The organism is Massilia phyllosphaerae (assembly GCF_034659755.1).
In the GTDB taxonomy this organism is placed as follows: domain Bacteria; phylum Pseudomonadota; class Gammaproteobacteria; order Burkholderiales; family Burkholderiaceae_D; genus Telluria; species Telluria phyllosphaerae.
Map to the genome: position 1 here is coordinate 225,849 of NZ_JAXSQX010000003.1, position 20,148 is coordinate 245,996.

The following is a 20,148-nucleotide window of genomic DNA, read 5'->3' on the forward strand; positions in this document are numbered from 1 at the left end:
ATCGTGGAAGACCTGCTCCTGCTGATCCACCGGATCCCCTACCCGCCCAACAAGGGCGACAAGATCCGTTCCTACCACCTGCTGAAGCACCTGGCGCGCCATTACCGTGTGCACCTGGCCACCTTCGTCGACGATCCGGACGACTGGCAGTACGTCCCGCACGTCCAGGCGCTGTGCGCGAGCAGCCATTTCGCCGCCATGAAACCCCTGGTCGCGCGCGTAAAAAGCCTGGGCGCGCTGCTGAAGAACCGCTCGCTGTCGCTCGAGTACTACCGCGACAAGAGCGTCGAACGCTGGGTCAAGCAGACCGTCGCCGCGCACGGCATCGAGCGCGTGCTGGTGTTCTCGTCGGCGATGGCGCAGTACGCCGATCCGTATCGCGCGGCGCGCCGCGTGGTCGATTTCGTCGACGTCGATTCCGACAAGTGGCGCCAGTACGCGGAAAAGAAATCCTTCCCGATGAGCTGGCTGTACCAGTACGAAGCGCAGCGCCTGCTCAGCTACGAGCGCCAGGTGGCGCGCGACTACGATGCCTCGCTGTTCGTGTCGGCCCCCGAGGCCGAGCTGTTCCGCCAGCTGGCGCCGGAAAGCAGCGTCAAGATCGGCCACTTCAGCAACGGCGTCGATACCGATTATTTTTCGCCGCACGACAACCACGTCAGCCCCTACGCGGCCGGCGAGCGCGCGCTGGTGTTCACCGGCGCCATGGATTACTGGCCCAACGTGGATGCGGTGCAGTGGTTCTGCGACGAAGTGTTCCCGCAGCTGCGCACGCGCTTCCCGGAACTGCGCTTTTATATTGTCGGCTCGCGCCCGTCGCCTGCCGTGCAAGCACTCGGACAGCAGCCGGGCGTCAAAGTCACCGGCACCGTGCCCGACGTGCGGCCCTACATCGCCCACGCCGCGGTCGCGGTGGCGCCGCTGCGGATCGCGCGCGGCATCCAGAACAAGGTGCTGGAAGCGATGGCGATGGCGACCCCGGTGGTGGTGTCGCCGCAGGCGCTGGAAGGCATCGACGCCGTCCCCGGCAGCGAACTGGTGCTGGCCGAGGATGCCGCCGCCTTCGCCGATGCCGTCGCCACCCTGCTGACGGGCCTGGACAGCGCGGCCAGCGCGATCGGCCAGGCGGCGCGTGCCAAGGTACAAAGTCAATATAGCTGGTCGAGCAATCTTGCCTGCATAGGAGAGAACCTGGAATGTTCCTGAAGCCTCCCCCCGGCGTCGCCGGTAGTGCCACCTCGGTGCCGGCGATGCCGCTCACGCGCGCCAGCATGATCCTGATCGCGCTGGCCCTGCTGGCGCCGTTCGTCCTGTATTTCGGCACCGTGCGCTCGATCGTCTCGATCTGGAACAGTTCCGAGACCTTCGCCCACGGCTACATCATCCTGCCGATCAGCCTGTGGCTGCTGTGGCGCAAGCGCGAGAATTTCACCCTGTATCCGCCCAAGCCCTACGCGCCGGCGCTGGTCGCACTGGCGGTGCTGGGCCTGGGCTGGCTGGCGGCCCAACTGGGCGAGGTGCAGTTCGTGTCCCAGTACGCCTTCGTGGCCATGCTGCCGGTGATCGCACTGGCCCTGCTCGGCCCGCGCCTGGCCGGCTCGCTCGCCTTCCCGCTGCTGTTCCTGCTGTTCGCGGTACCGTTCGGCGACGTGTTCGTGGCGCCGCTGATCCAGTTCACCGCCGATTTCACCGTGTGGGCAGTGCGCGCCACCGGCATCCCGGTGCTGCGCAGCGGCACCCGCTTCGAACTCCCGACCGGCAACTGGTCGGTGGTCGAGGCCTGCAGCGGCGTGCGCTACCTGATCTCTTCGATCACGCTGGGCTGCCTGTACGCCTACCTGACCTACCGTTCGACCCTGCGCCGCCTGCTGTTCATCGGCCTGGCGATGATCGTGCCGATCATCGCCAACGGCTTGCGCGCCTACATGATCGTGATGATCGGCCACCTGTCCGGCATGGAGCTGGCGACCGGTGTCGACCACCTGATCTACGGCTGGCTGTTCTTCGGCCTGGTCATGTTCGTCATGTTCTGGATCGGCAGCTACTGGCGCGAGGATGCCCCCGAGGCATCCAGCGCCACCGGCACCGGCGCCGCAACGGCAGCGCCGGCCGGCATCCATCCGGCCGGCGCCCCGCAAGGCCGCTTCGCCGCCATGGCTGCCGCCGTGCTGGCGCTGGCCGCCCTGTGGCCCGCTTCCGCCCTGATCGGCGAGCGCGTCAACCACAACCCGGCCCCGGTCGCTCTCGGCCAGATCGCAGTGAACCTGCCGCCGGCGCCCGACTTCGCCGACTGGAAGCCCGATTACATGACGCCCAGCGCGCGCTTCCACCGCGTCTACCAGAACGGCAGCGTGCCGGTCGCGCTGACCGTGCTGTACTACCGCAACCAGGACCGCGACCAGGCCCTGATCAGCTCCATCAACCGCCTGACGGCCTATGAGGACACCTGGCACGAGATCGACGCCGGCGCGCGCACCGAAAACGTGGCCGGCCACCCGGTCGTGGTGCGCGAAACGACGCTGCGCAGCGGCGGCCGCACGCTGCTGGTCTGGTCCTGGAAATGGATCGGCGGCCAGTACACCAACAGCGACATCGCCGGCAAGCTGCTGCAGGCGCGCGCCAAGGCGCTGCTGCAGGGCGACGACGGCGCCGCCGTGATGCTGTACGCGCCGCTCGACGACAACCCGGACGCGGCGCGCCGCGCCCTGGGCGGCTTCCTGGCGCAACAGGGTGCGGCGCTGGACACGGCCCTGCGCGCGGAACGGACACGATGAACGCTGCCGTACCGCATCCGGTCGCCCACGGCGCCGACACCCGCCCGCTGGTCGTGCACTTGGTGTACGCGCTCGGCGTCGGCGGGCTGGAAACGCTGCTGGTCGATTGCATCAACCGCATGCCGGCCTGGCGCCACGCGGTGGTCTGCCTGACCCGCTACACCGACTTCGCCGACCGCATCCAGCGCCCGGACGTGACGCTGCACGCGCTCGGCAAGGCGCCCGGCCTGGGCCTGGGCACCCATCTCGATTTCTGGCGCCTGATGCGCAAGCTGCGGCCGACCGTGCTGCATACCTACAACCTGGCGGCGCTCGAGTACGCGTTTACCGCCAGCATGGCCGGGGTGCCGGTGCGCATCCATGCCGAGCATGGGCGCGACGCCGGCGACCCGCACGGCCTGAACCCGAAGCACAACTTCCTGCGCCGCCGCATCGCACCCTTTGTCGACCGTTTCATTCCGGTCTCGGAAGACCTGAACCGCTGGCTGGGCGAGGTGGTGCGGATCGCGCCGGCCAAGACCCTGTTCATCAAGAACGGCGTCGACACCGACAAGTACGCCCCGGGCGGCCTGCCAGCCGCGGATTCGCCCTGGCAGCCGGACGACATCGTGATCGGCACCGTGGCCCGGGTGCAGGACGTCAAGAACCACCGCCTGCTGGTGGAGGCACTGGCGCGCCTGCATGCGCGCCATCCGGCACTGGCGGCGCGCGTAAAGCTGTCGATCGTCGGCGACGGCCCGCTGCTGCCGGCGGTGCGCCAGCAGGTGCAGGACCTCGGCCTGCAGGATGCCGTGTGGCTGCCGGGCGCACGCGTGGACGTCAAGTCCCTGCTGCATACGTTTACAATGTTCGCCCTGCCGTCGCTGGCCGAAGGCACGCCGGTGTCGATGCTGGAGGCGATGGCCTGCGGCCTGCCGGTGGTGGCCTCGCGCGTGGGCGGCATCCCGGAAGTGGTCGACGACGGCGTCCAGGGCCTGCTGGTGCCGGTCGGCGACGTCGAGGCACTGGCCCAGGCCATGGCGCGTTACGCGCTCGACGCCGACCTGCGCGCGCGCCACGGCCGCGCCGCCCGCGCGCGCGTGGAAGAGTGCTTCAGCATGCGCACCATGCTGGCCGCCTATGGCGACCTGTACGCCGGCCTGTGCCGCCGCAAGGCCGGACTGGCCGTGACGGCCTGACTTTACTACGAATCGAAAAGAGCAACCATGTGCGGAATAGTCGGCATCTTTGATACCCACGGCAACCGGGACATCGACCGCGAAGCCTTGCGGCGCATGAACGAGAGCCAGCACCACCGCGGTCCCGACGAGGGCGAGCTGTACCTGGAAAAGGGCCTGGGCATGGGCCACCGCCGGCTGTCGGTGATCGACCTGGCCACCGGCCAGCAGCCCTTCCTCAACCCGGCGCGCGACGTCGCCCTGGTGTTCAACGGCGAAATCTACAACTACCGGCTGCTGCGCGACGAGCTGGTCGCGCTCGGCCACGTGTTCCGCACCAAGTCCGACACCGAAGTCGTGCTGCAGTCGTGGCTGGCCTGGGGCCCGGACTGCGTGCGCCGCCTGCGCGGCATGTTCGCCTTCGCCATCTGGGACCGCAGCCAACAGACGCTGTTCCTGGCGCGCGACCACGTCGGCGTCAAGCCGATGTTCTATTCGCTGCTGCCGAACGGCCTGTTCGTGTTCGGCTCGGAACTGAAATCGATCATGACCTTCCCCGAGTTGTCGCGCGAATTGAACCCGCGCGCGGTCGAGGATTATTTCGCCTACGGCTACGTGCCGGAGCCGAAGACCATCTTCAATAACGCCTATAAACTCAGCCCGGGCCACTGCATCACCCTGAAAGTCGGCGACCGCGCGGTGCAGCCGCAGCGCTGGTGGGACCTGGCCTTCCGCCCGGCACCGCAGCGTCCGGACGCCGAAGTCCAGGAAGAGCTGATCGAACGCCTGCGCGAGACCGTGCACAGCCAGATGGAATCCGAAGTGCCGCTCGGCGCTTTCCTGTCGGGCGGCGTCGATTCCAGCGCGGTGGTGGCGATGATGGCCGGCGACAAGCCGGTGACCACCTGCTCGATCGGCTTCGACGATCCGGAATTCGACGAGTCCGAGTACGCGAACCAGGTGGCGCGCCGCTACGCGACCGTCCACCACGGGCAGATCGTCGACAAGGACGACTACGGCCTGGTCGATACGCTGGCCCACCTGTACGACGAACCGTTCGCCGACAGTTCGGCGATCCCGACCTACCGCGTGTGCCAGCTGGCGCGGCGCCACGTGACGGTGGCGCTGTCGGGCGACGGCGGCGACGAGAATTTTGCCGGCTACCGCCGCTACCGCTTCGCGATGGCCGAGCACAGCGTGCGCTCGAAACTGCCGGAAGCGATCCGCAAGCCGCTGTTCGGCACCCTGGGCAGCCTGTACCCGAAGGCCGACTGGGCGCCGCGCATGTTCCGCGCCAAGACCACCTTCGAGGCGCTGGCGCGCGACCTGGTGGAGGGTTACTTCCACGGCGTGTCGCGCCTGACCGACCGCCAGCGGGACCAGTTGTTTTCCCAAGGCTTCCGCGACGACCTGCAGGGCTACCGTGCGATCGACGTGATGCGCGAGCACGCCGCGCGCGCGCCGACTGACGATCCGCTGTCGCTGATCCAGTACCTCGATTTCAAGACCTGGCTGCCGGGCGACATTCTCACCAAGGTCGACCGCGCCAGCATGGCCCATTCGCTGGAAGTGCGCGTGCCCCTGCTCGACCACACCTTCTGCGAATACGCGGCCACGCTGCCGAACGACCTGAAACTGCGCGGCGGCGAAGGCAAGTACGTGCTGAAGAAGGCGCTCGAGCCGCACCTGCCGCACGACATCATGTACCGCGCCAAGAAAGGGTTTTCGATCCCGCTGGCGGACTGGCTGCGCGGTCCGCTGCGCCAGGCCGTGCGCGATGGCGTGCTCGGCGCGCGCCTGCTCGATACCGGCATCTTCAACCGCCGCTACCTGGAACAGCTGGTCAGCCAGCACGAGTCCGGCGCGGCCGACCACAGCGTGGCGCTGTGGTCGCTGCTGATGTTCGAATCTTTCCTGCGGGTATCGGTGGCGTCATGACAACGCTCCGGTTGGATACGCCTGTTTCATTGCAAATAAGATAGTATGCTGTTGAATTCAGGCATGAACAGTTCGATCCACCCGGCACCCGATGCCGCCTCCAATGTTGACGACATAAGAATGCGTGCTCCTTTTTCCGCCCCGGTTTCGGTGCACCCAGCCGGGCGCCCGACCGGAAACGCCAGCGTTTCCCATGTCCTGCCGCGGTTCACCGCCGGCATGGTGCGCACGGCGGGCGACCTGATTGCGCCCCGTGGCAAGGGTGCCGGCCGCCTGTGCATCCTGAGTTACCACCGCATCCTGGCCAATCCGGATCCGCTGATCGACGGCGATCCGGACGTGGAAACCTTCCGCTGGCAGATGCGCCTGCTGGCCGAATGCTTCAACGTGATGCCGCTGCACGATGCGGTGCAGGCGATGGCGACCGAGCGCATGCCGCCGCGCGCCGTCGCCATCACCTTCGACGACGGCTACAGCTCGTTCCACGACCTGGCGCTGCCGGTGCTGATGGAATACGGGCTGCCGGCGACGGTCTTCGTCACCACCGGCCACATGCAGGCGAAGGGCAGCATGTGGAACGACATGATCCTGGAAGCGGTGCGCCGCATGCCGCCGACCTCGCTCGACCTGCGCGAGATCGGCCTGGGCGAGCTGCCGCTGCGCACCGCCGAACAGCGCCGCCGGACGGCCCAGGTGCTGACCGACCGCTGCAAGTACATGGCGCTGCCGGAACGCGATGCCTTCACCGCCCTGCTCCAGCGCCATGCCGGCGTCGCCCTGCAGCAGGACCTGATGCTCGACGACGACATGCTGCGCACGCTGGTCAAGCACCGCATCGAGATCGGCGGCCATACGGTCAGCCACCCGATCCTGGCGAAGATCGACGACGATGCGGCTCGCGCCGAGATCGTCGACAACAAGCGCGTGCTGGAAGCGATCATCGGCCAGCCGCTGCGCCTGTTCGCCTACCCCAACGGCAAGCGGCGCGCCGACTATACCGCCGCCCACGTGCAGATGCTGGAAGAAGCCGGCTACAGCGCCGCCTTCACGACCGAGACCGGGGCCGCCACGCGCGCGCATCCGCGCTTCGAACTGCCGCGTGCGCGGCCATGGGATGCCACGCCGGGAATGTTCGCCGCGCGCCTGCTGCGCTGGCTCGCCGGCCTGATCTGACGGGGCCACGATGACTTTCCCCTCTTCGTCTTCCCAGGTCGCGCCGCTGGCGCCGGTCGAGCCGCTCCACGAACAGCATGCGCGGCCGGGCCCGTCGCACGGCTCCGGCCGCGCACGCAGCGGCGGCGCGCTGCGGGTGGCCTTCTGCGAAAACGGCGCCGGCTATGGCGGCGCCGTCATCTCGCTCGAAGCGCTGCTGGAAAAGCTGCCGCCCGAGTTCGTCGCGCATATCTATACCGGGCTGGCGATCGATCCCTATCCGCGCCTGGCGCGGCTGGGCCGCTGGCGCCACCTGCGCGCGGTGCGCGTACTGAGCCAGCAGTGGCTGCGCCGGCGCCGCATCCCGGCCGCCTCGGCGATTGACAACCTGGTCAACATCCTGCCGACCGCGCTCGGTTACTACTGGCGCTTCAAGCGCGACGGCATCGACCTGGTCTACCTGAACAACGACGCCAGCTGCAATCTCGCGGCCGCGCTGGGCGCCACCCTGGCCGGACTGCCGACGGTGCTGCACGCGCGTGGCTTCAACGTCGATACCCGCGGCAACCGCTGGGTCCTGTCCAAGCTGCGCCACTGCATCCCGGTCTCGACCGCAGTGCAGGCCGAATTGCTGACGCTCGGACTGGCGCCGGAAAAATGCACGGTGGTGGCCGAAGGCCTCGACCTCGATGCCTTTTCGCCGCGCGCGCCCCTGCCCGGCCTGCGTGCCGAACTGGACATCGGCAGCGACGAGCCGGTGATCACGCTGGTCGGCGGCCTGGTCGACTGGAAAGGCCAGGACGTCCTGCTCGACGCCGCGCCGCGCATCCTGGAACGCTATCCGCACGCCCACCTGCTGCTGGTGGGCGGCGCCTACGGCAAGGACCGCGCATTCGCCGACAAGATCGCACGCCGCGCCGCCGCGCCGGCCCTCAAGGGCCGCGTGCGCCTGCTCGGCATGCGCAGCGACGTGCCCGACATCCTGGCCCTGAGCACCGTCGTGCTGCACGCCTCGACCACACCGGAACCCTTCGGCCGTACCTTCCTGGAAGGGATGGCGCTCGGCAAGGCGGTGATCGCCTCGAACGAAGGCGGCCCGCTCGACGTCATCGAGGATGGCGTCGACGGCCTCCTGATCCCCCCGCGTGACCCGCAGCGGCTGGCCGACGCCGTGCTGCGCCTGCTCGACCAGCCGGCCTTCGCGGCCGCGCTCGGCAACCGCGCCGCGCTCAAGGCACGCGACTATTCGATCGAACGGCACACCGAAGCGGTGTGCGCCGTCCTGCACCGCGTCATGCGCGGCGATTGATTTTATAAACTTTTATATTGGCAGCAACAGTGCGCATTCTTTACCACCACCGTACCCGCTCGAAGGATGGGCAATACGTCCACATTGAGGAAATGATCAATGCGCTGCGCGCGCTCGGCCACGAAGTCATCGTGGTCGCGCCGCCCAGCGCCGACACCGAAGCCTTCGGTGCCGATGCCGGCCTGGTGGCCGTCCTCAAGCGCCACCTGCCGAAATGGTTCTATGAAGTGATGGAACTGGGTTACTCGCTGGTGGCCTACCGGCGCCTGGCGGCCGCGGTGCGCAAATACAAGCCGGACTGCCTGTACGAACGCTACAACCTGTTCCTGCCGGCTGGCGTCTGGCTGGCGCGCCGCTTCCGCCTGCCGATGCTGCTCGAGATCAATGCGCCGATCCTGGAAGAGCGCAGCCGCTACGACGGCCTGTCGCTGAAACGCCTGGCGCGCTGGTCGCAGGCTTACTGCTGGCGCAATGCCGACCTGGTGCTGCCGGTCACCCAGGTGCTGGGCGACATCGTGGCATCCTACGGGGTCGACCCGAAAAAGATCGTGGTGATCCCGAACGGCATCAATTCCGACCGTTTCCAGGCCAATCCCGACGTCGAAGCCGCCAAGCGCGCCCTCGGCCTGGAAGGCAGCCTGGTGCTGGGCTTCACCGGCTTCGTGCGCGACTGGCATGGCCTGGACAAGGTGATCGACATGATCGCCCAGGATCCGCCGGAATCGCGGCGCCACCTGCTGGTCGTCGGCGACGGCCCGGCGCGCGCCGACCTGGAACAGCAGGCGCATCGCCTCGGCATCGACAGCCGCGTCACCTTCACCGGCATCATCGGCCGCGACGACGTGGCGCGCTACGTCGCCGCCTTCGACGTCGCCCTGCAGCCGGCGGTGGTGGCCTATGCCTCGCCGCTCAAGCTGTTCGAATATCTGGCCCTGGGCAAGGCCATCGTGGCCCCGGACCAGCCTAACATCAAGGAAATCCTGACCGACGAGCACAACGCGGTGCTGTTCGACCCGAAACAGAGCGGCGGCCTGGCCGCCGCCACCGGCCGCCTGTGCGCCGACGACCTGCTGCGCACCAAGGTCGCGGCCAATGCGCGCCGCGCCATCGGCGAGCAGAAACTGACCTGGAAAGCCAACGCCCAGCGCGTGGTGGAACTGTTCGGGACTTTGCGCACCCATGCGTGACCTCGTCATTTTCGGCATCATCTTCGGATTGCTGCCTTTCGTCTTCAAGCGGCCGGCATTGGGCGCCCTGCTGTTTACCTGGATCAGCTTGATGAACCCGCACCGCCTCGCCTACGGCGCGGCGTACAACTTTCAGTTCGCGGCAGTGGTGGCGGGGATCACGATCCTGAGCATGCTGATGTCGAAGGAGCCGAAACGATTCCCGCTCACGCCGGTCACCGTCACGTTGCTGCTGTTCTATGCCTGGATGAACCTCACCAGCCAGTTCGCCCTCGAACCGGGCCTGGTGTGGAGAGAGTGGGACCGGGTGACCAAGACCTTCCTGATGGTCGCCATAACCCTGATGGTCATCAACACCGAAAAGAACATCAAGCTGTTCGTGTGGGTCGTCGCCCTGTCGCTCGGTATCTACGGCCTGAAAGGCGGCCTGTTCACGATCGCCTCCGGCGGCCACTATCGCGTCTTCGGCCCGGACGGCAGCTACATCGCCGAAAACAACAGCATGGCGCTGGCGCTGGTGGTGGCCCTGCCGATGATCTGGTACCTGCGTAGCCAGGTCAAGAGCAAATTGGTCTCGATGGGCCTGCTGGCGGTCGTGATCTTCACGTCGGTGTCGGCGATGGGTTCCTATTCGCGCGGCGCACTGCTCGGCGGCGCCGCGATGCTGGTGTTCCTGTGGCTGAAGAGCCCGAAGAAGGCGCAGACCGGCCTGGCGGTGATCGTGATCGGCGTCCTGATCGCCTGCATCATGCCGGAAGCCTGGTATGCGCGCATGGACACGATCAACGACTACCAGGAAGACAGCTCGGCACTGGGCCGCATCAACGCCTGGTACTTCGCCATCAATATCGCCAACACCCACCTGCTGGGTGGCGGCTTCAATGTCTTCACGCCCCGGCTGTTCATGCAGTATGCGCCCGATCCGCTCGGCTACCACGTGGCGCACAGTATCTATTTCCAGGTGCTGGGCGATCACGGCTACGTCGGGCTGATCATGTTCCTGGTGTTGATGTTCTTCAGCTGGCGCACCGGCACCCGCATCATCAAGTTCTGCGGAAAGAACCCCGAGCTAAAGTGGGCTTCGGACCTGGCCAAAATGGCCCAGGTCAGCATCATCGGCTATGCCGTCAGCGGCGCCTTCCTGTCGCTTGCCTACTTCGACCTGTATTACGACATCATCATCATCCTGGTCCTGCTCGAAAAGCTGCTGCTCCTGAAGAAACCCCTGTCCTTCGGCGGGCGCATGCAGGCGGCACAGGTACCAGGCGACCAGCATGTCCCGGCCAAACTGACCAAAGAATTACCATGTCCAGCATCGCACCCACGTTCAGTCTAGTCATCCCCACGTACAACCGGGCGTCGCTGATCGGCGCCACGCTGGACAGCGCGCTGGCACAGCACCTGCCGTTCCTGGAGATCATCGTGGTCGACGACGGTTCGACCGACGACACGGCCGGGGTACTGGCGCAGTACACCGGACGGATCCGGGTGATCCGGCTGGCCAACGGCGGCGTGCAGAAGGCCCGCAATACCGGCGTGGAGGCGGCCGGCGGCGACTATGTCGTGCTGATGGACTCCGACGACCTGTTCGAGCCGGCGTACACGCAGACGATCGCGGCCTGGCTGGCCCGGCATCCTGACTACGACGCCGTGTACACCAATTTCACGACCTTCGACGAACGCGGCGCCCATGCCGACAAGTTTTCGCTGGCGCCGGCCGGCTTCTTCGACGGCGCGCAGCAGAGCGACGGTTTCTGGATCGACATCCCGGACCTGTACCTGCGCACCCTGTCCTACCAGCCGCTATTCCCTTCGGGCAGCGTGATCCGCAAGATCCTGTACCAGCATATCGGTGGCTACGACGTGCGCTTCAACGGCGTCGGCGCCGAAGACTGGGAATTCACGCTGCGCCTGATCGGCCAGGCGCGCCTGGCCTTGTGCGCCACGCCGCTGGTACGCGTCCGCAAGCACGCCACCAACGATTCGGGCGACAACATCCGCACCGTCAGCGGCTGCGTGCACATCCTCGAATTCGCCCTCGACGAGCACCCGTACGCCGCTCCCTACCGCGAGGCCATCCTGCGCGAGATCGACGTGCGCCGCCTGGACGTGTTCGACGGCGCCTTTGCGCGCGGCGCCTTCGATACGGCAGGCGACATGCTGGCGCGCATGCGGCGCCGGCCTCAGGACCGCAAATTCCGCCTGAAAGCATTCATTACCGCTCTGCCCGGCCTGCTCCGCAAGCCGTTATGGCAGTTGACGCAGCGTGGCTGACGCGGCCCGGCGCGTCTAGACGAGGACTTCGAGCGGCGCCGGGTGTCCCAGGAAAGCGGTCGGGCTGGCCGACAGGCCGTATGCACCCGACTGAAATACCACCACCAGGTCGCCCACGTCGGCACGCGCCAGGTCCATGCGTTCAGCCAGCACGTCCAGCGGCGTGCACAGCGGTCCCACCACCGACACCGTTTCGCGTGCTTCCGCGGCCATGCGGTTGCCGACCGCGACCGGGTAATTCTTGCGGATCACCTGGCCGAAATTGCCGGACGCCGCCAAGTGGTGGTGCAGGCCGCCGTCGGTGACCAGGAACACCTGGCCGCGCGAGACCTTGCGGTCGATGACACGCGCCACGTAGACGCCGGCCTCGCCGACCAGGTAGCGTCCAGATTCCACCGAGACGCGCATGCCCGGCAGTTCGGCGTCGATGCGCGCCAGCCAGTGCGCCAGGTTGTCGCCGATCGGCGCCAGGTCGAGCCGCTGCTCGCCGGGGAAATAGGGAATGCCGAAACCGGCGCCCAGGTACAGGGCCGGCAGCGGCTGGCGCGCTGCGCCCGCCAGTTGCAGGGCCAGCTCGACGCTGCGCGCATGCGATTCGGCGATCGCCTCGGCCTTCAGGCTCTGGGAGCCGCTGAAGATATGAAAGCCTTGCAGCGCGATGCCGAGCGCCGCCAGCTGGCGCAGGCAGTCCGGCACCTGTTCGGCGTCGATGCCGAAGGGTTTGGCGCCGCCGCCCATGCGCATCCCCGATCCCTTCAGCTCGAAGTCGGGATTCACGCGCAGCACGATGCGCGGCGCGATCCCGAGCGCGTCGCCGATGCGCGCCGCGCGCCCGATTTCATGCGGCGACTCGGCGTTCAGCGTGACGCCGGCGGCAATCGCCTGCGTCAGTTCCGCGTCGGTCTTGCCGGGACCGGCGAAGCTGACATGGGCCGGATCGAAGCCGGTATCGAGCGCCGTCCTGAGTTCGCCGGCGGAAGCGACGTCGAGGCCGTCGACCAGGGTGGCCATGTGCTGCACCAGCGCCGGCATCGGATTGGCCTTGACCGAATAATGCAGGCGCAGCGGCGCCGGCAGGTGGGCGCGCACATGACCGACGCGCGCCGTCAGCAGGGCCCGGTCATAGGCATAGAAAGGGGTGCGGCCGACGCGCTGGGCGAGCCGGGTCAGCGGCACGCCGCCGACCTGCAGCTCGCCGCCGTCGACGGCAAACTGGGTCATCTCGGCGTGGACGGGCTTGGTGGTGCTCATGATGAACGGTCTTCGAACAGGGTCAGGAAAGGAAGCGCCAGCCCCTTGCGGTCGATCTTGCCGTTCGGGTTGCGCGGGAACGGTTCGCTGCGGACTTCGACATGCGACGGCACCATCCAGGCGGGCAGACTGCGCTGGCAGGCCCGGCGCAACAGCTCGGGCGTGGGCGCATCGAGGCCGGCGCTGCTGGCCAGCAGCACGATAGCCTGGCCCAGCTCCGGATGCGGCACGCCGAAGGCCACCGCCTCGTCGACCGTGCCGAGGCCGTACACTGCGTCTTCCAGCTCGGTCGGGCTGACGCGGTAGCCGGACACCTTGATCAGGTCGTCGGCGCGGCCGATGTAGTACAGGTAGCCGTCGCCGTCGCGGCGCACGGTGTCGCCCGACCACACCGCGATCTCGGTCAGCGGCAGCGCCGGATCCTGGCCCGGGACCGGGCGGAAACGCTCGGCGGTCTTGGCGGGATCGTTCCAGTAGCCGAGCGAGACCAGCGCACCGCGGTGCACCAGTTCACCCGGCTCGTCGCTGTCGCACGGGCTGCCGTCGGGGCGCACCACCATGATCTCGGCATTCGGGATTGCGCGCCCCATCGAACCGGGGCGGCGGTCGATCTCCGCCGGCGGCAGGTAAGTCGAACGGAAGGCTTCGGTCAGGCCATACATCAGGAACACCTGGGCGCGCGGCAGGGCGGCGCGCAGGACCGCCAGGGTCGCACCCGGCATCGCCCCGCCCGAATTGGTGAGATAGCGCAGCGTGCAATCCTGCGGCCAGTCCAGGCGCGCCAGCTGGTTCCACAGCGGCGGCACCGCGGCCAGGCCGGTGATGCCGTGCGCGGCCACCGCATCGACGACGTCGCGCGCGAACAGGTGGTTCAGCAGCACGGCGCTGGCGCCGGTGAGGAAGGCGCAGGTGAGCTGGCTCAATCCATAGTCGAAGCTGAGCGGCAGCACCGCCAGCAGGCGGTCGGATGGGGCCAGTTCGAGGTAGCTGGCGACGCTGCGGGCGCCGGTCACCATGTTCCGGTGCGACAGCACCACGCCCTTCGGCTTGCCGGTGCTGCCCGAGGTGTACAGGATGGCGGCGACATCGCCATCGATGCGGCGGTGCGGCGCCAGGTCGGTGCCGGCTTCATGCAACGCCGCATCCCAGGACCGCAAGGCCAGCGCCGGGTGGGCGCCCGCCGCAGCCAGGTCCGGGGTGCCGGTGAGCAGCGCCAGGCGCAGGTCGGGGCAGGCCGCCAGCTGCGGTGCCAGCTGCGCCAGCCGTTCGCCGGACGTCACCAGCACCCGCACGTTGCAGTCGGCCAGGATGTGCGCCACCTGCTCCGGCTTGAGCAGCGGATTGACCGGGACGAACACGGCGCCGGCCAGGGAAGCGCCGAACATCGCGGCCACGTTCTCGATGCGCTTCTCGAGATACACCGCGACCCGCTCGCCACGCTGCAGGCCGGCGCCGAGGAAGACCTGGGCGGCACGCCGGACATGCTCCGCCAGTGCCGCATAATCGAGCCGCACGTTGCCGTGGACAAGCGCCTGCGCAGCCGGCGTACGGCGCGCCGCCGTGAAAATGAAGTCGTGGATCAGGTCGCTCATAAGGACGAGGACGTACTCGGGAAAACCAAACTGCAATGTTACCATTCCACCTGCGCAACGTCGAAGCCGCATCACCGAATACCGATAAACGATCCCGGAACGAACCCATCATGCCCTTGTCCCCTTCTGCCGCGCCGGCCGCGCAGTCCCTGCCCGCCCGGCCGCACGTGCCGCTGGTACCGGTGCTGTCGGGCGCTTCGTTCCGTCCCGTGCGCGGACAGCGCCTGTCGTCGGTGCTGGACGCAGCGCACGTGCGCCTGGTGACCAGCGGCCGCATCGCCCTGGCGCTGGCGCTGCGCGAACTCGGCGTGGGCGCGGGCGACAGCGTGCTGCTACCGGCCTACCACAGCCTGTCGATGGTGCCGCCGGTACTGTGGCTGGACGCCGCGCCGCTTTTCTATCGGGTCGATGGCGGCGCGCGCGCCGACCTGGACGATATCGCAGCGCTGTGCCGCCCCGGCGTCAAGGCCTTGGTAGCCACCCATTATTTCGGCTTTCCGCAAGACCTGGCGGCGCTGCGCGCCTTGTGCGATGCGCACGGCATCGCCCTGATCGAGGATTGCGCCCACGCCTTCTTCGGCGAATACACCGGCCGTCCGCTCGGCAGCCATGGCGATTATGCGATCGCCAGCAGCATGAAATTCTTCCCGATGTACGAAGGCGGGGCGCTGGTATCGGCACGCCATGCCCTGGACCGGGTCGTGCTGCGTTCGGCCGGCAAGGGCTTCGAAGCCAAGGTGGTCCTGAATACGCTCGAGCACAGCTTCCGCTACGGCCGCCTGCCGGCTCTCAAGGCGCTGCTCGCACTGCCGATGCGCGCCAAGGACCAGCTGTGGCGCCGCATCAAGTCCAGCCGCCCCGCGGCGGCGGCGGCGGCGGGCGGGCTGGCCCCTGCTTCCTCGGACAGCGATTTCAGCTTCGATACGCGCTGGCTCGACAAGCGTTCCTCGCTGTTCGCGCGCGTGCTGCTCAGGCGCGTGTCGGCAGGACGCATCGTCGCCCTGCGCCGCCGCCACTACCAGCGTCTGCAGGCGGCGGTGGCCGGTCTGCCGGGCTGCCGCCCGCTGCACGCGGCGCTGCCGGACGGCGTCTGCCCCTGGCTGTTCCCGCTGGTCGTCGACGATGCCGAGGCGGCGTTCGCGCGCATCCGGCAGCTCGGGCTGCCGGTCGTGCGCTTTGCCGAGACGCTGTGGCCGGGCGTGGACGCGGCGCGCTGCCCCGACAGTGCGCACCTGTCGCGCCACGTGCTGGCCTTCCCCTGCCACCAGGAGCTGAGCGCACAGGAACTCGACTGGATGTGCGCCCGCCTGGCCGAGGTGCTGGCGCCATGAAATGGAGCTTCCTGCCGGCTAGCGGTTTCTCCGCGATCGCCCCGCAATGGGATGCCTTGCGTGCCTTCGGACCGGCGGCGCCGATGCTGGCCGCCGATTTCGTCGCCGCCCTGCTGGCTGCCTTCGGCACCGGCCGGGAACGCATCGCCCTGTGCCACGACGGCGCTGAATTGCTGGCCGCGGCGCTGCTGGTGCCGCAAGGCCGCGCCAGCTGGGCCACCTTCCAACCGGCCCAGGCGCCGGTTGGCTGCTGGCTGCAGCGTCCGGATAGCGATCCGCAGGCGCTGCTGGCCAGCCTGGTGCGCGCCTTGCCCGGATGTGCGCTGCTGGTTGGCCTGAGCCAATGCGATCCCTTCCTGCTGGGCCGGCCGGCCAATGGTCCCGGCATGCGGACCACCGACTACATCGATACCGCGCGCATCGTGGTCGAAGGTACTTTCGATGCGTGGTGGGAGGGTCGCGGCAAGAATCTGCGCGTCAATCTCAAGAAGCAGCGTAACCGCCTGGCCGCGGCGGGCGTCGCCACCCGGCTCGACACCTGGCGCGCACCGCACCAGGTGGCGCAAGCCATTGCCGACTATGGCCGCCTGGAGAGCACCGGCTGGAAAGGACGCGCCGGCACCGCAGTGGCCGCCGACAACGACCAGGGCCGCTTTTACCGGCGTATGCTGGAAGCATTCTGTGCCCGCGGCCAGGGCAGCATCTACCGCTACTGCTTCGGCGACCAGCTGGTTGCGATGGACCTGTGCATCGAGGATGGCGATTGCATCGTGATCCTCAAGACCGCCTATGACGAAAGCATACCGAAGCATTATTCACCGGCCCTGCTGATGCGCGAGGAAGCCTGCCGCCGCGTGTTCGAGGAAGGACGGCTGCGCCGTATCGAGTTTTACGGCAAGGTCATGGAATGGCATACGCGCTGGACCGAGGACGTTCGCACGCTGTATCACCTGAACTGTTACCGCTGGCCTTTGCTGCTGCGCCTGCATGCGCGGCTGCAGCGGGCGCCAATATCGGCGCCTGCCGATTGACCCTCGTTCCCTTGACACTGCATGTCAATATCGGCTCGGCAGTATCGCCGAGTTCCATAACCGTGTAATGCCAGTGTCGGCACATAGTGCGGCGGCCTGGAATGCGCATAGAGCATTCGATCATCGTTCTTCTTAAATACCCTGATGAAGAATGGATCTACGCTATATATTGATACGCAATAATCTCACTCTCGGTTATTTGAACATCAAAATAATTTTATTATGATTCGAGATTGTTATTTCTCGTCGAGAAAGCCTGTTCATATTCGCCCTACAGATGCAATCAAGTATTTTCTGAACATCTCGCTTAATGATTTCTTAATCTTTCTTAGCGGCATGCTCCCAGCTGAACAGCCCCGCTACTTGCTTTTCCCTAACGCTTCCTGTTCCACGTAAAAAAAAGAATGGATTGCTAAGTATCCATTCCTTTCTTCTATCAATCACTTCATAATGCCCTTCTTTTGTTGAAAATAGACAAAAAAGTTGCACTGTAATAATATAAATGTTTATTTGCTATAAAAATATTTTATTAAAATTATCATGAGCGTGATCTTTTAGGAAATTTTTGTGAAAATATGGAAATTTTTGTTCTGATCGGCATAGCACACGGGACAATATTTTTCATTTGCTTCTTAAGCTCAAATAAACTTTCGGTATCAAAGATGATATTTTTTGTTGTTTTTGTGCGGAATCCCGGCGTTTTTGTCCTAAAACAGAACACACATTTTATTGACTGGAGTAAAGTTTGATTCTCTCGTGAAATTTCTTACGGTAAATAAATTGCCGCGACTCATGAAACCGAATTCTTCTCTACCCATTCCACCCCTCCAGATCATGCGCTCGACTACCTCTACTCCTACCTTGCGTTTTATTGCTGTCTTATCAGTAGCTGCTCTGCTGGTTGCCTGCGGCGGTGGCGGTGCATCCGGTGCATCCGGTGCAGCCACCGGCGGCGACGTATCGCTGGCAACGATCACCAGCGGTCATGCCCTCACTCCGATCGGTACCACCCCGACTACGCCTGTCGTCACCACACCGGTCGTGACGACGCCGACCGTCATTGGCAGCCTGTTGACGGACGTGCGCCTGGAGAGCACCGGCAGCGCCCAGACCAACATGCCATTCACTTTCGGTCAGGTGTTCGCCCCGGGTGCCCTGAGCGTAGCCGATGGCGTCGCTGCCAAGCTGGCCGACGGCACCGTGCTGCCGCTGCAGATCAACGTCAAGGCGACCCATGCCGACGGTTCGGTGCGTCATGCCATCATTTCCGGCGTGCTGCCTTCACTTGCTGCTGGCCAGACCCAGACCCTGAACCTGGTCAAGTCGACCCCCTCTGCCACCGCCACGGTGACGCTGCAAGGCCTGCTCAGCGCCGGCCTGACCGGCAAGACGACTATTTCGCTCAACGGCGTGAAATACAGTGCAACGCTGGCCGATGCCGTGGCGCAGTCGACGCCTATCGCCTGGCTGTCGGGCACGGTCGCCAACGAATGGATCGTCAGCGCGCCGCTGAAGGATGCGAATGGCGTTGCCCACCCGCAACTGACCGCGCGCTTCGACGTGCGCTGGTATTCGGGCTTGAACAAGCAGGCACGCGTCGAGTTCGTGGTCGAAAATAATAAGACTTGGGTACCGGGAATCAAAGTCAATTATGACGTCAACCTCGAACTGAACGGTCAGTCGGTGTTCAGCAAGACCGGCATGGACCACTATCACCACTCGCGCTGGCACCAGTATGCCTGGTGGGATGCCTCCCGCCAGCCGGCAGTGAACGTGAAACTCAATACGGCTTACCTGATCGCCACCAAGGCGGTTCCCAACTACGACACAAGCTTCGCCCCTGGCGAAGGCGAGCTGAGCTCGATGGCCCAGAGCATCAACGGTGGCAATACTGGTCCGATGACCATCGGTCCCGTGACCGCCTATATGCCGACCACTGGCGGACGCAACGATATCGGCTCACTGCCTTCCTGGTCGGTGATGTGGCTGCTGTCGATGGACCAGCGCGCTTGGACAGTCATGATGGCCGCAGCCGATGGCGCGGGCAGCTGGTCGATCCACTATCGCGATGAAAAGACCGGGCGCCCGGTTCGTACCGACAACGATACGAACAAGAACATGACGACCCACTTCAACCTGCGCGACAGGGGCCCGTTGCCGGTGCCGCGCTACGTGAACAACGACCTGGGCCACTCATGGACGCCGTACACGGACGATACCGCCCACCAGCCGTCGCTGGACTACCTCCCTTATCTGGTCACGGGTGACTATTACTACCTGGAAGAACTGCAGTTCTGGGCAGCTTCCAATCCGCTCGGCACCGACCCGAACAATTCGGGTAACGGCAGGGGCCTGGTGCGCTGGCTGCAGGTACGTGGCCAGGCATGGTCGCTGCGCACCCTGGGTCAGGTGGCCTATATCACGCCCGACGCCGATCCGATGAAGGATTATTTCGTCCAGCAGCTGGGCAATAACCTGGACTTCTACAAGCAGACTTATGTCGACGGCCAGCCAAACAAACTGGGTGCCTATGACGGCTCGGGTGAAGGCGCATTCAACGATGCCGACAATTTCGGTGCATGGCAGGATGACTTCCTGACCTGGAGCTTCGGTTACCTGAGCGAACTCGGCTTCACCAAGGCCGATCCAATCGTCCAATGGAAATCGAAATACCCCGTGGGTCGCATGACGGCGCCAGGCTTCTGCTGGGTCGGCGCCTCGGCGTACATCCTGAACATCCGTCCTAGCCGCTCGGCGCCGCTGTATGACAGCTTTGCCGGCGTGTACGCGGCCACCTTCGGCGGCGACATGATGTTCAATGACGACGTACGTGGAGTGTCCACCAGCCGCAATGGCAAGAAGTTCGTCGACATGACGTGCGGCAGCAACGAACAGGCCGAGTTCCTCGGCTCGATCAACGGCTTTGAATGGCCGGCGGGCCGCATGATGGGTTATGCCGACGGCGCAATGGGTTACCCGGCCAACATGCAACCGGCACTTGCGGTTGCCGCCCAGCTGGGTGGCGCCGATGCCAAGAAGGCGTGGACGATCTTCATGAACCGCACTGCCAAGCCGAATTACCGTTCGGCGCCGCAGTGGGCCATCCTGCCACGCTGAACGTCGGCATCGCATCATCGCCAGCCCGCTCTGGG

Annotated in this window: 14 protein-coding genes; 12 read left to right on the forward strand and 2 right to left on the reverse strand. The window is 65.9% G+C overall.

The genetic code is table 11. From position 1 onward, the window contains the following. The first annotated feature begins 3 nt into the window (after nucleotides 1-3). From U1H99_RS13615 to U1H99_RS13655, 9 genes are all read left to right on the forward strand, one after another. Nucleotides 4-1,206: a TIGR03087 family PEP-CTERM/XrtA system glycosyltransferase gene (locus U1H99_RS13615; protein ID WP_323142278.1), complete on the forward strand. Its 1,203-nt coding sequence runs from the start codon at nucleotides 4-6 to the stop codon at nucleotides 1,204-1,206. Continuing rightward, nucleotides 1,197-2,774, forward strand: coding sequence for an exosortase A (gene xrtA / locus U1H99_RS13620; protein WP_323142279.1), 1,578 nt, complete (start codon nucleotides 1,197-1,199; stop codon nucleotides 2,772-2,774). Before U1H99_RS13615 ends, xrtA begins: the two co-directional genes overlap by 10 nt. Then, the gene (locus U1H99_RS13625) at nucleotides 2,771-3,952 is read left to right on the forward strand and encodes a TIGR03088 family PEP-CTERM/XrtA system glycosyltransferase (protein ID WP_323142280.1); all 1,182 of its coding nucleotides are present in this window, start codon (nucleotides 2,771-2,773) and stop codon (nucleotides 3,950-3,952) included. The genes xrtA and U1H99_RS13625 overlap by 4 nt, the downstream gene beginning before the upstream one ends. 27 nt (nucleotides 3,953-3,979) lie before the next feature. After that, nucleotides 3,980-5,869 (forward strand): XrtA/PEP-CTERM system amidotransferase, encoded by a 1,890-nt coding sequence (locus U1H99_RS13630; protein ID WP_323142281.1) that lies wholly within the window; start codon nucleotides 3,980-3,982, stop codon nucleotides 5,867-5,869. Nucleotides 5,870-5,989: 120 nt separating this feature from the next. Further along, complete coding sequence (locus U1H99_RS13635) at nucleotides 5,990-7,042, forward strand: polysaccharide deacetylase family protein (RefSeq protein WP_323142282.1); 1,053 nt, start codon at nucleotides 5,990-5,992, stop codon at nucleotides 7,040-7,042. A gap of 10 nt (nucleotides 7,043-7,052) precedes the next feature. Further along, a complete protein-coding gene (locus tag U1H99_RS13640; RefSeq protein WP_323142283.1) occupies nucleotides 7,053-8,330 on the forward strand; it encodes a glycosyltransferase family 4 protein in 1,278 nt (425 codons plus the stop codon). A gap of 29 nt (nucleotides 8,331-8,359) precedes the next feature. After that, nucleotides 8,360-9,517 (forward strand): glycosyltransferase family 4 protein, encoded by a 1,158-nt coding sequence (locus U1H99_RS13645; protein WP_323142284.1) that lies wholly within the window; start codon nucleotides 8,360-8,362, stop codon nucleotides 9,515-9,517. Further along, the gene (locus U1H99_RS13650) at nucleotides 9,510-10,853 is read left to right on the forward strand and encodes a putative O-glycosylation ligase, exosortase A system-associated (protein WP_323142285.1); all 1,344 of its coding nucleotides are present in this window, start codon (nucleotides 9,510-9,512) and stop codon (nucleotides 10,851-10,853) included. The genes U1H99_RS13645 and U1H99_RS13650 overlap by 8 nt, the downstream gene beginning before the upstream one ends. Then, a complete protein-coding gene (locus U1H99_RS13655) occupies nucleotides 10,823-11,791 on the forward strand; it encodes a glycosyltransferase family 2 protein (RefSeq protein WP_323142286.1) in 969 nt (322 codons plus the stop codon). The genes U1H99_RS13650 and U1H99_RS13655 overlap by 31 nt, the downstream gene beginning before the upstream one ends. A 15-nt stretch (nucleotides 11,792-11,806) precedes the next feature. Here U1H99_RS13655 and U1H99_RS13660 read toward each other — a convergent pair whose 3' ends face one another. Both U1H99_RS13660 and U1H99_RS13665 read right to left on the reverse strand, forming a co-directional pair. Beyond that, entirely contained in the window at nucleotides 11,807-13,042 is a 1,236-nt protein-coding gene (locus U1H99_RS13660; protein ID WP_323142287.1) for a pyridoxal-dependent decarboxylase, exosortase A system-associated, read from the reverse strand. Further along, a complete protein-coding gene (locus tag U1H99_RS13665; RefSeq protein ID WP_323142288.1) occupies nucleotides 13,039-14,634 on the reverse strand; it encodes an acyl-CoA ligase (AMP-forming), exosortase A system-associated in 1,596 nt (531 codons plus the stop codon). Before U1H99_RS13665 ends, U1H99_RS13660 begins: the two co-directional genes overlap by 4 nt. A gap of 110 nt (nucleotides 14,635-14,744) precedes the next feature. On the opposite strand from U1H99_RS13665, the gene U1H99_RS13670 reads away from it, so the two are divergent. From U1H99_RS13670 to U1H99_RS13680, 3 genes are all read left to right on the forward strand, one after another. After that, nucleotides 14,745-15,965 carry a DegT/DnrJ/EryC1/StrS family aminotransferase gene (locus U1H99_RS13670; protein WP_323142289.1) on the forward strand — a complete coding sequence of 407 codons (1,221 nt, stop codon included), beginning with the start codon at nucleotides 14,745-14,747 and terminating at the stop codon, nucleotides 15,963-15,965. Next, nucleotides 15,962-16,996, forward strand: a complete 1,035-nt coding sequence (locus U1H99_RS13675) for a GNAT family N-acetyltransferase (protein ID WP_323142290.1) — start codon at nucleotides 15,962-15,964, stop codon at nucleotides 16,994-16,996. Before U1H99_RS13670 ends, U1H99_RS13675 begins: the two co-directional genes overlap by 4 nt. A gap of 1,041 nt (nucleotides 16,997-18,037) precedes the next feature. Continuing rightward, the gene (locus tag U1H99_RS13680) at nucleotides 18,038-20,113 is read left to right on the forward strand and encodes a hypothetical protein (RefSeq protein ID WP_323142291.1); all 2,076 of its coding nucleotides are present in this window, start codon (nucleotides 18,038-18,040) and stop codon (nucleotides 20,111-20,113) included. The last annotated feature ends 35 nt before the right edge of the window (nucleotides 20,114-20,148 follow it).

Excerpts from the sequence above, each read along its gene's own strand:
- xrtA (WP_323142279.1), top strand. The coding sequence starts at position 1,197 with ATGTTCCTGAAGCCTCCCCCCGGCGTCGCCGGTAGTGCCACCTCGGTG.
- U1H99_RS13625 (WP_323142280.1), top strand. The coding sequence starts at position 2,771 with ATGAACGCTGCCGTACCGCATCCGGTCGCCCACGGCGCCGACACCCGC.
- U1H99_RS13630 (WP_323142281.1), top strand. The coding sequence starts at position 3,980 with ATGTGCGGAATAGTCGGCATCTTTGATACCCACGGCAACCGGGACATC.
- U1H99_RS13635 (WP_323142282.1), top strand. The coding sequence starts at position 5,990 with ATGCGTGCTCCTTTTTCCGCCCCGGTTTCGGTGCACCCAGCCGGGCGC.
- U1H99_RS13640 (WP_323142283.1), top strand. The coding sequence starts at position 7,053 with ATGACTTTCCCCTCTTCGTCTTCCCAGGTCGCGCCGCTGGCGCCGGTC.
- U1H99_RS13650 (WP_323142285.1), top strand. The coding sequence starts at position 9,510 with ATGCGTGACCTCGTCATTTTCGGCATCATCTTCGGATTGCTGCCTTTC.
- U1H99_RS13655 (WP_323142286.1), top strand. The coding sequence starts at position 10,823 with ATGTCCAGCATCGCACCCACGTTCAGTCTAGTCATCCCCACGTACAAC.
- U1H99_RS13660 (WP_323142287.1), bottom strand. The coding sequence starts at position 13,042 with ATGAGCACCACCAAGCCCGTCCACGCCGAGATGACCCAGTTTGCCGTC.
- U1H99_RS13665 (WP_323142288.1), bottom strand. The coding sequence starts at position 14,634 with ATGAGCGACCTGATCCACGACTTCATTTTCACGGCGGCGCGCCGTACG.
- U1H99_RS13670 (WP_323142289.1), top strand. The coding sequence starts at position 14,745 with ATGCCCTTGTCCCCTTCTGCCGCGCCGGCCGCGCAGTCCCTGCCCGCC.
- U1H99_RS13675 (WP_323142290.1), top strand. The coding sequence starts at position 15,962 with ATGAAATGGAGCTTCCTGCCGGCTAGCGGTTTCTCCGCGATCGCCCCG.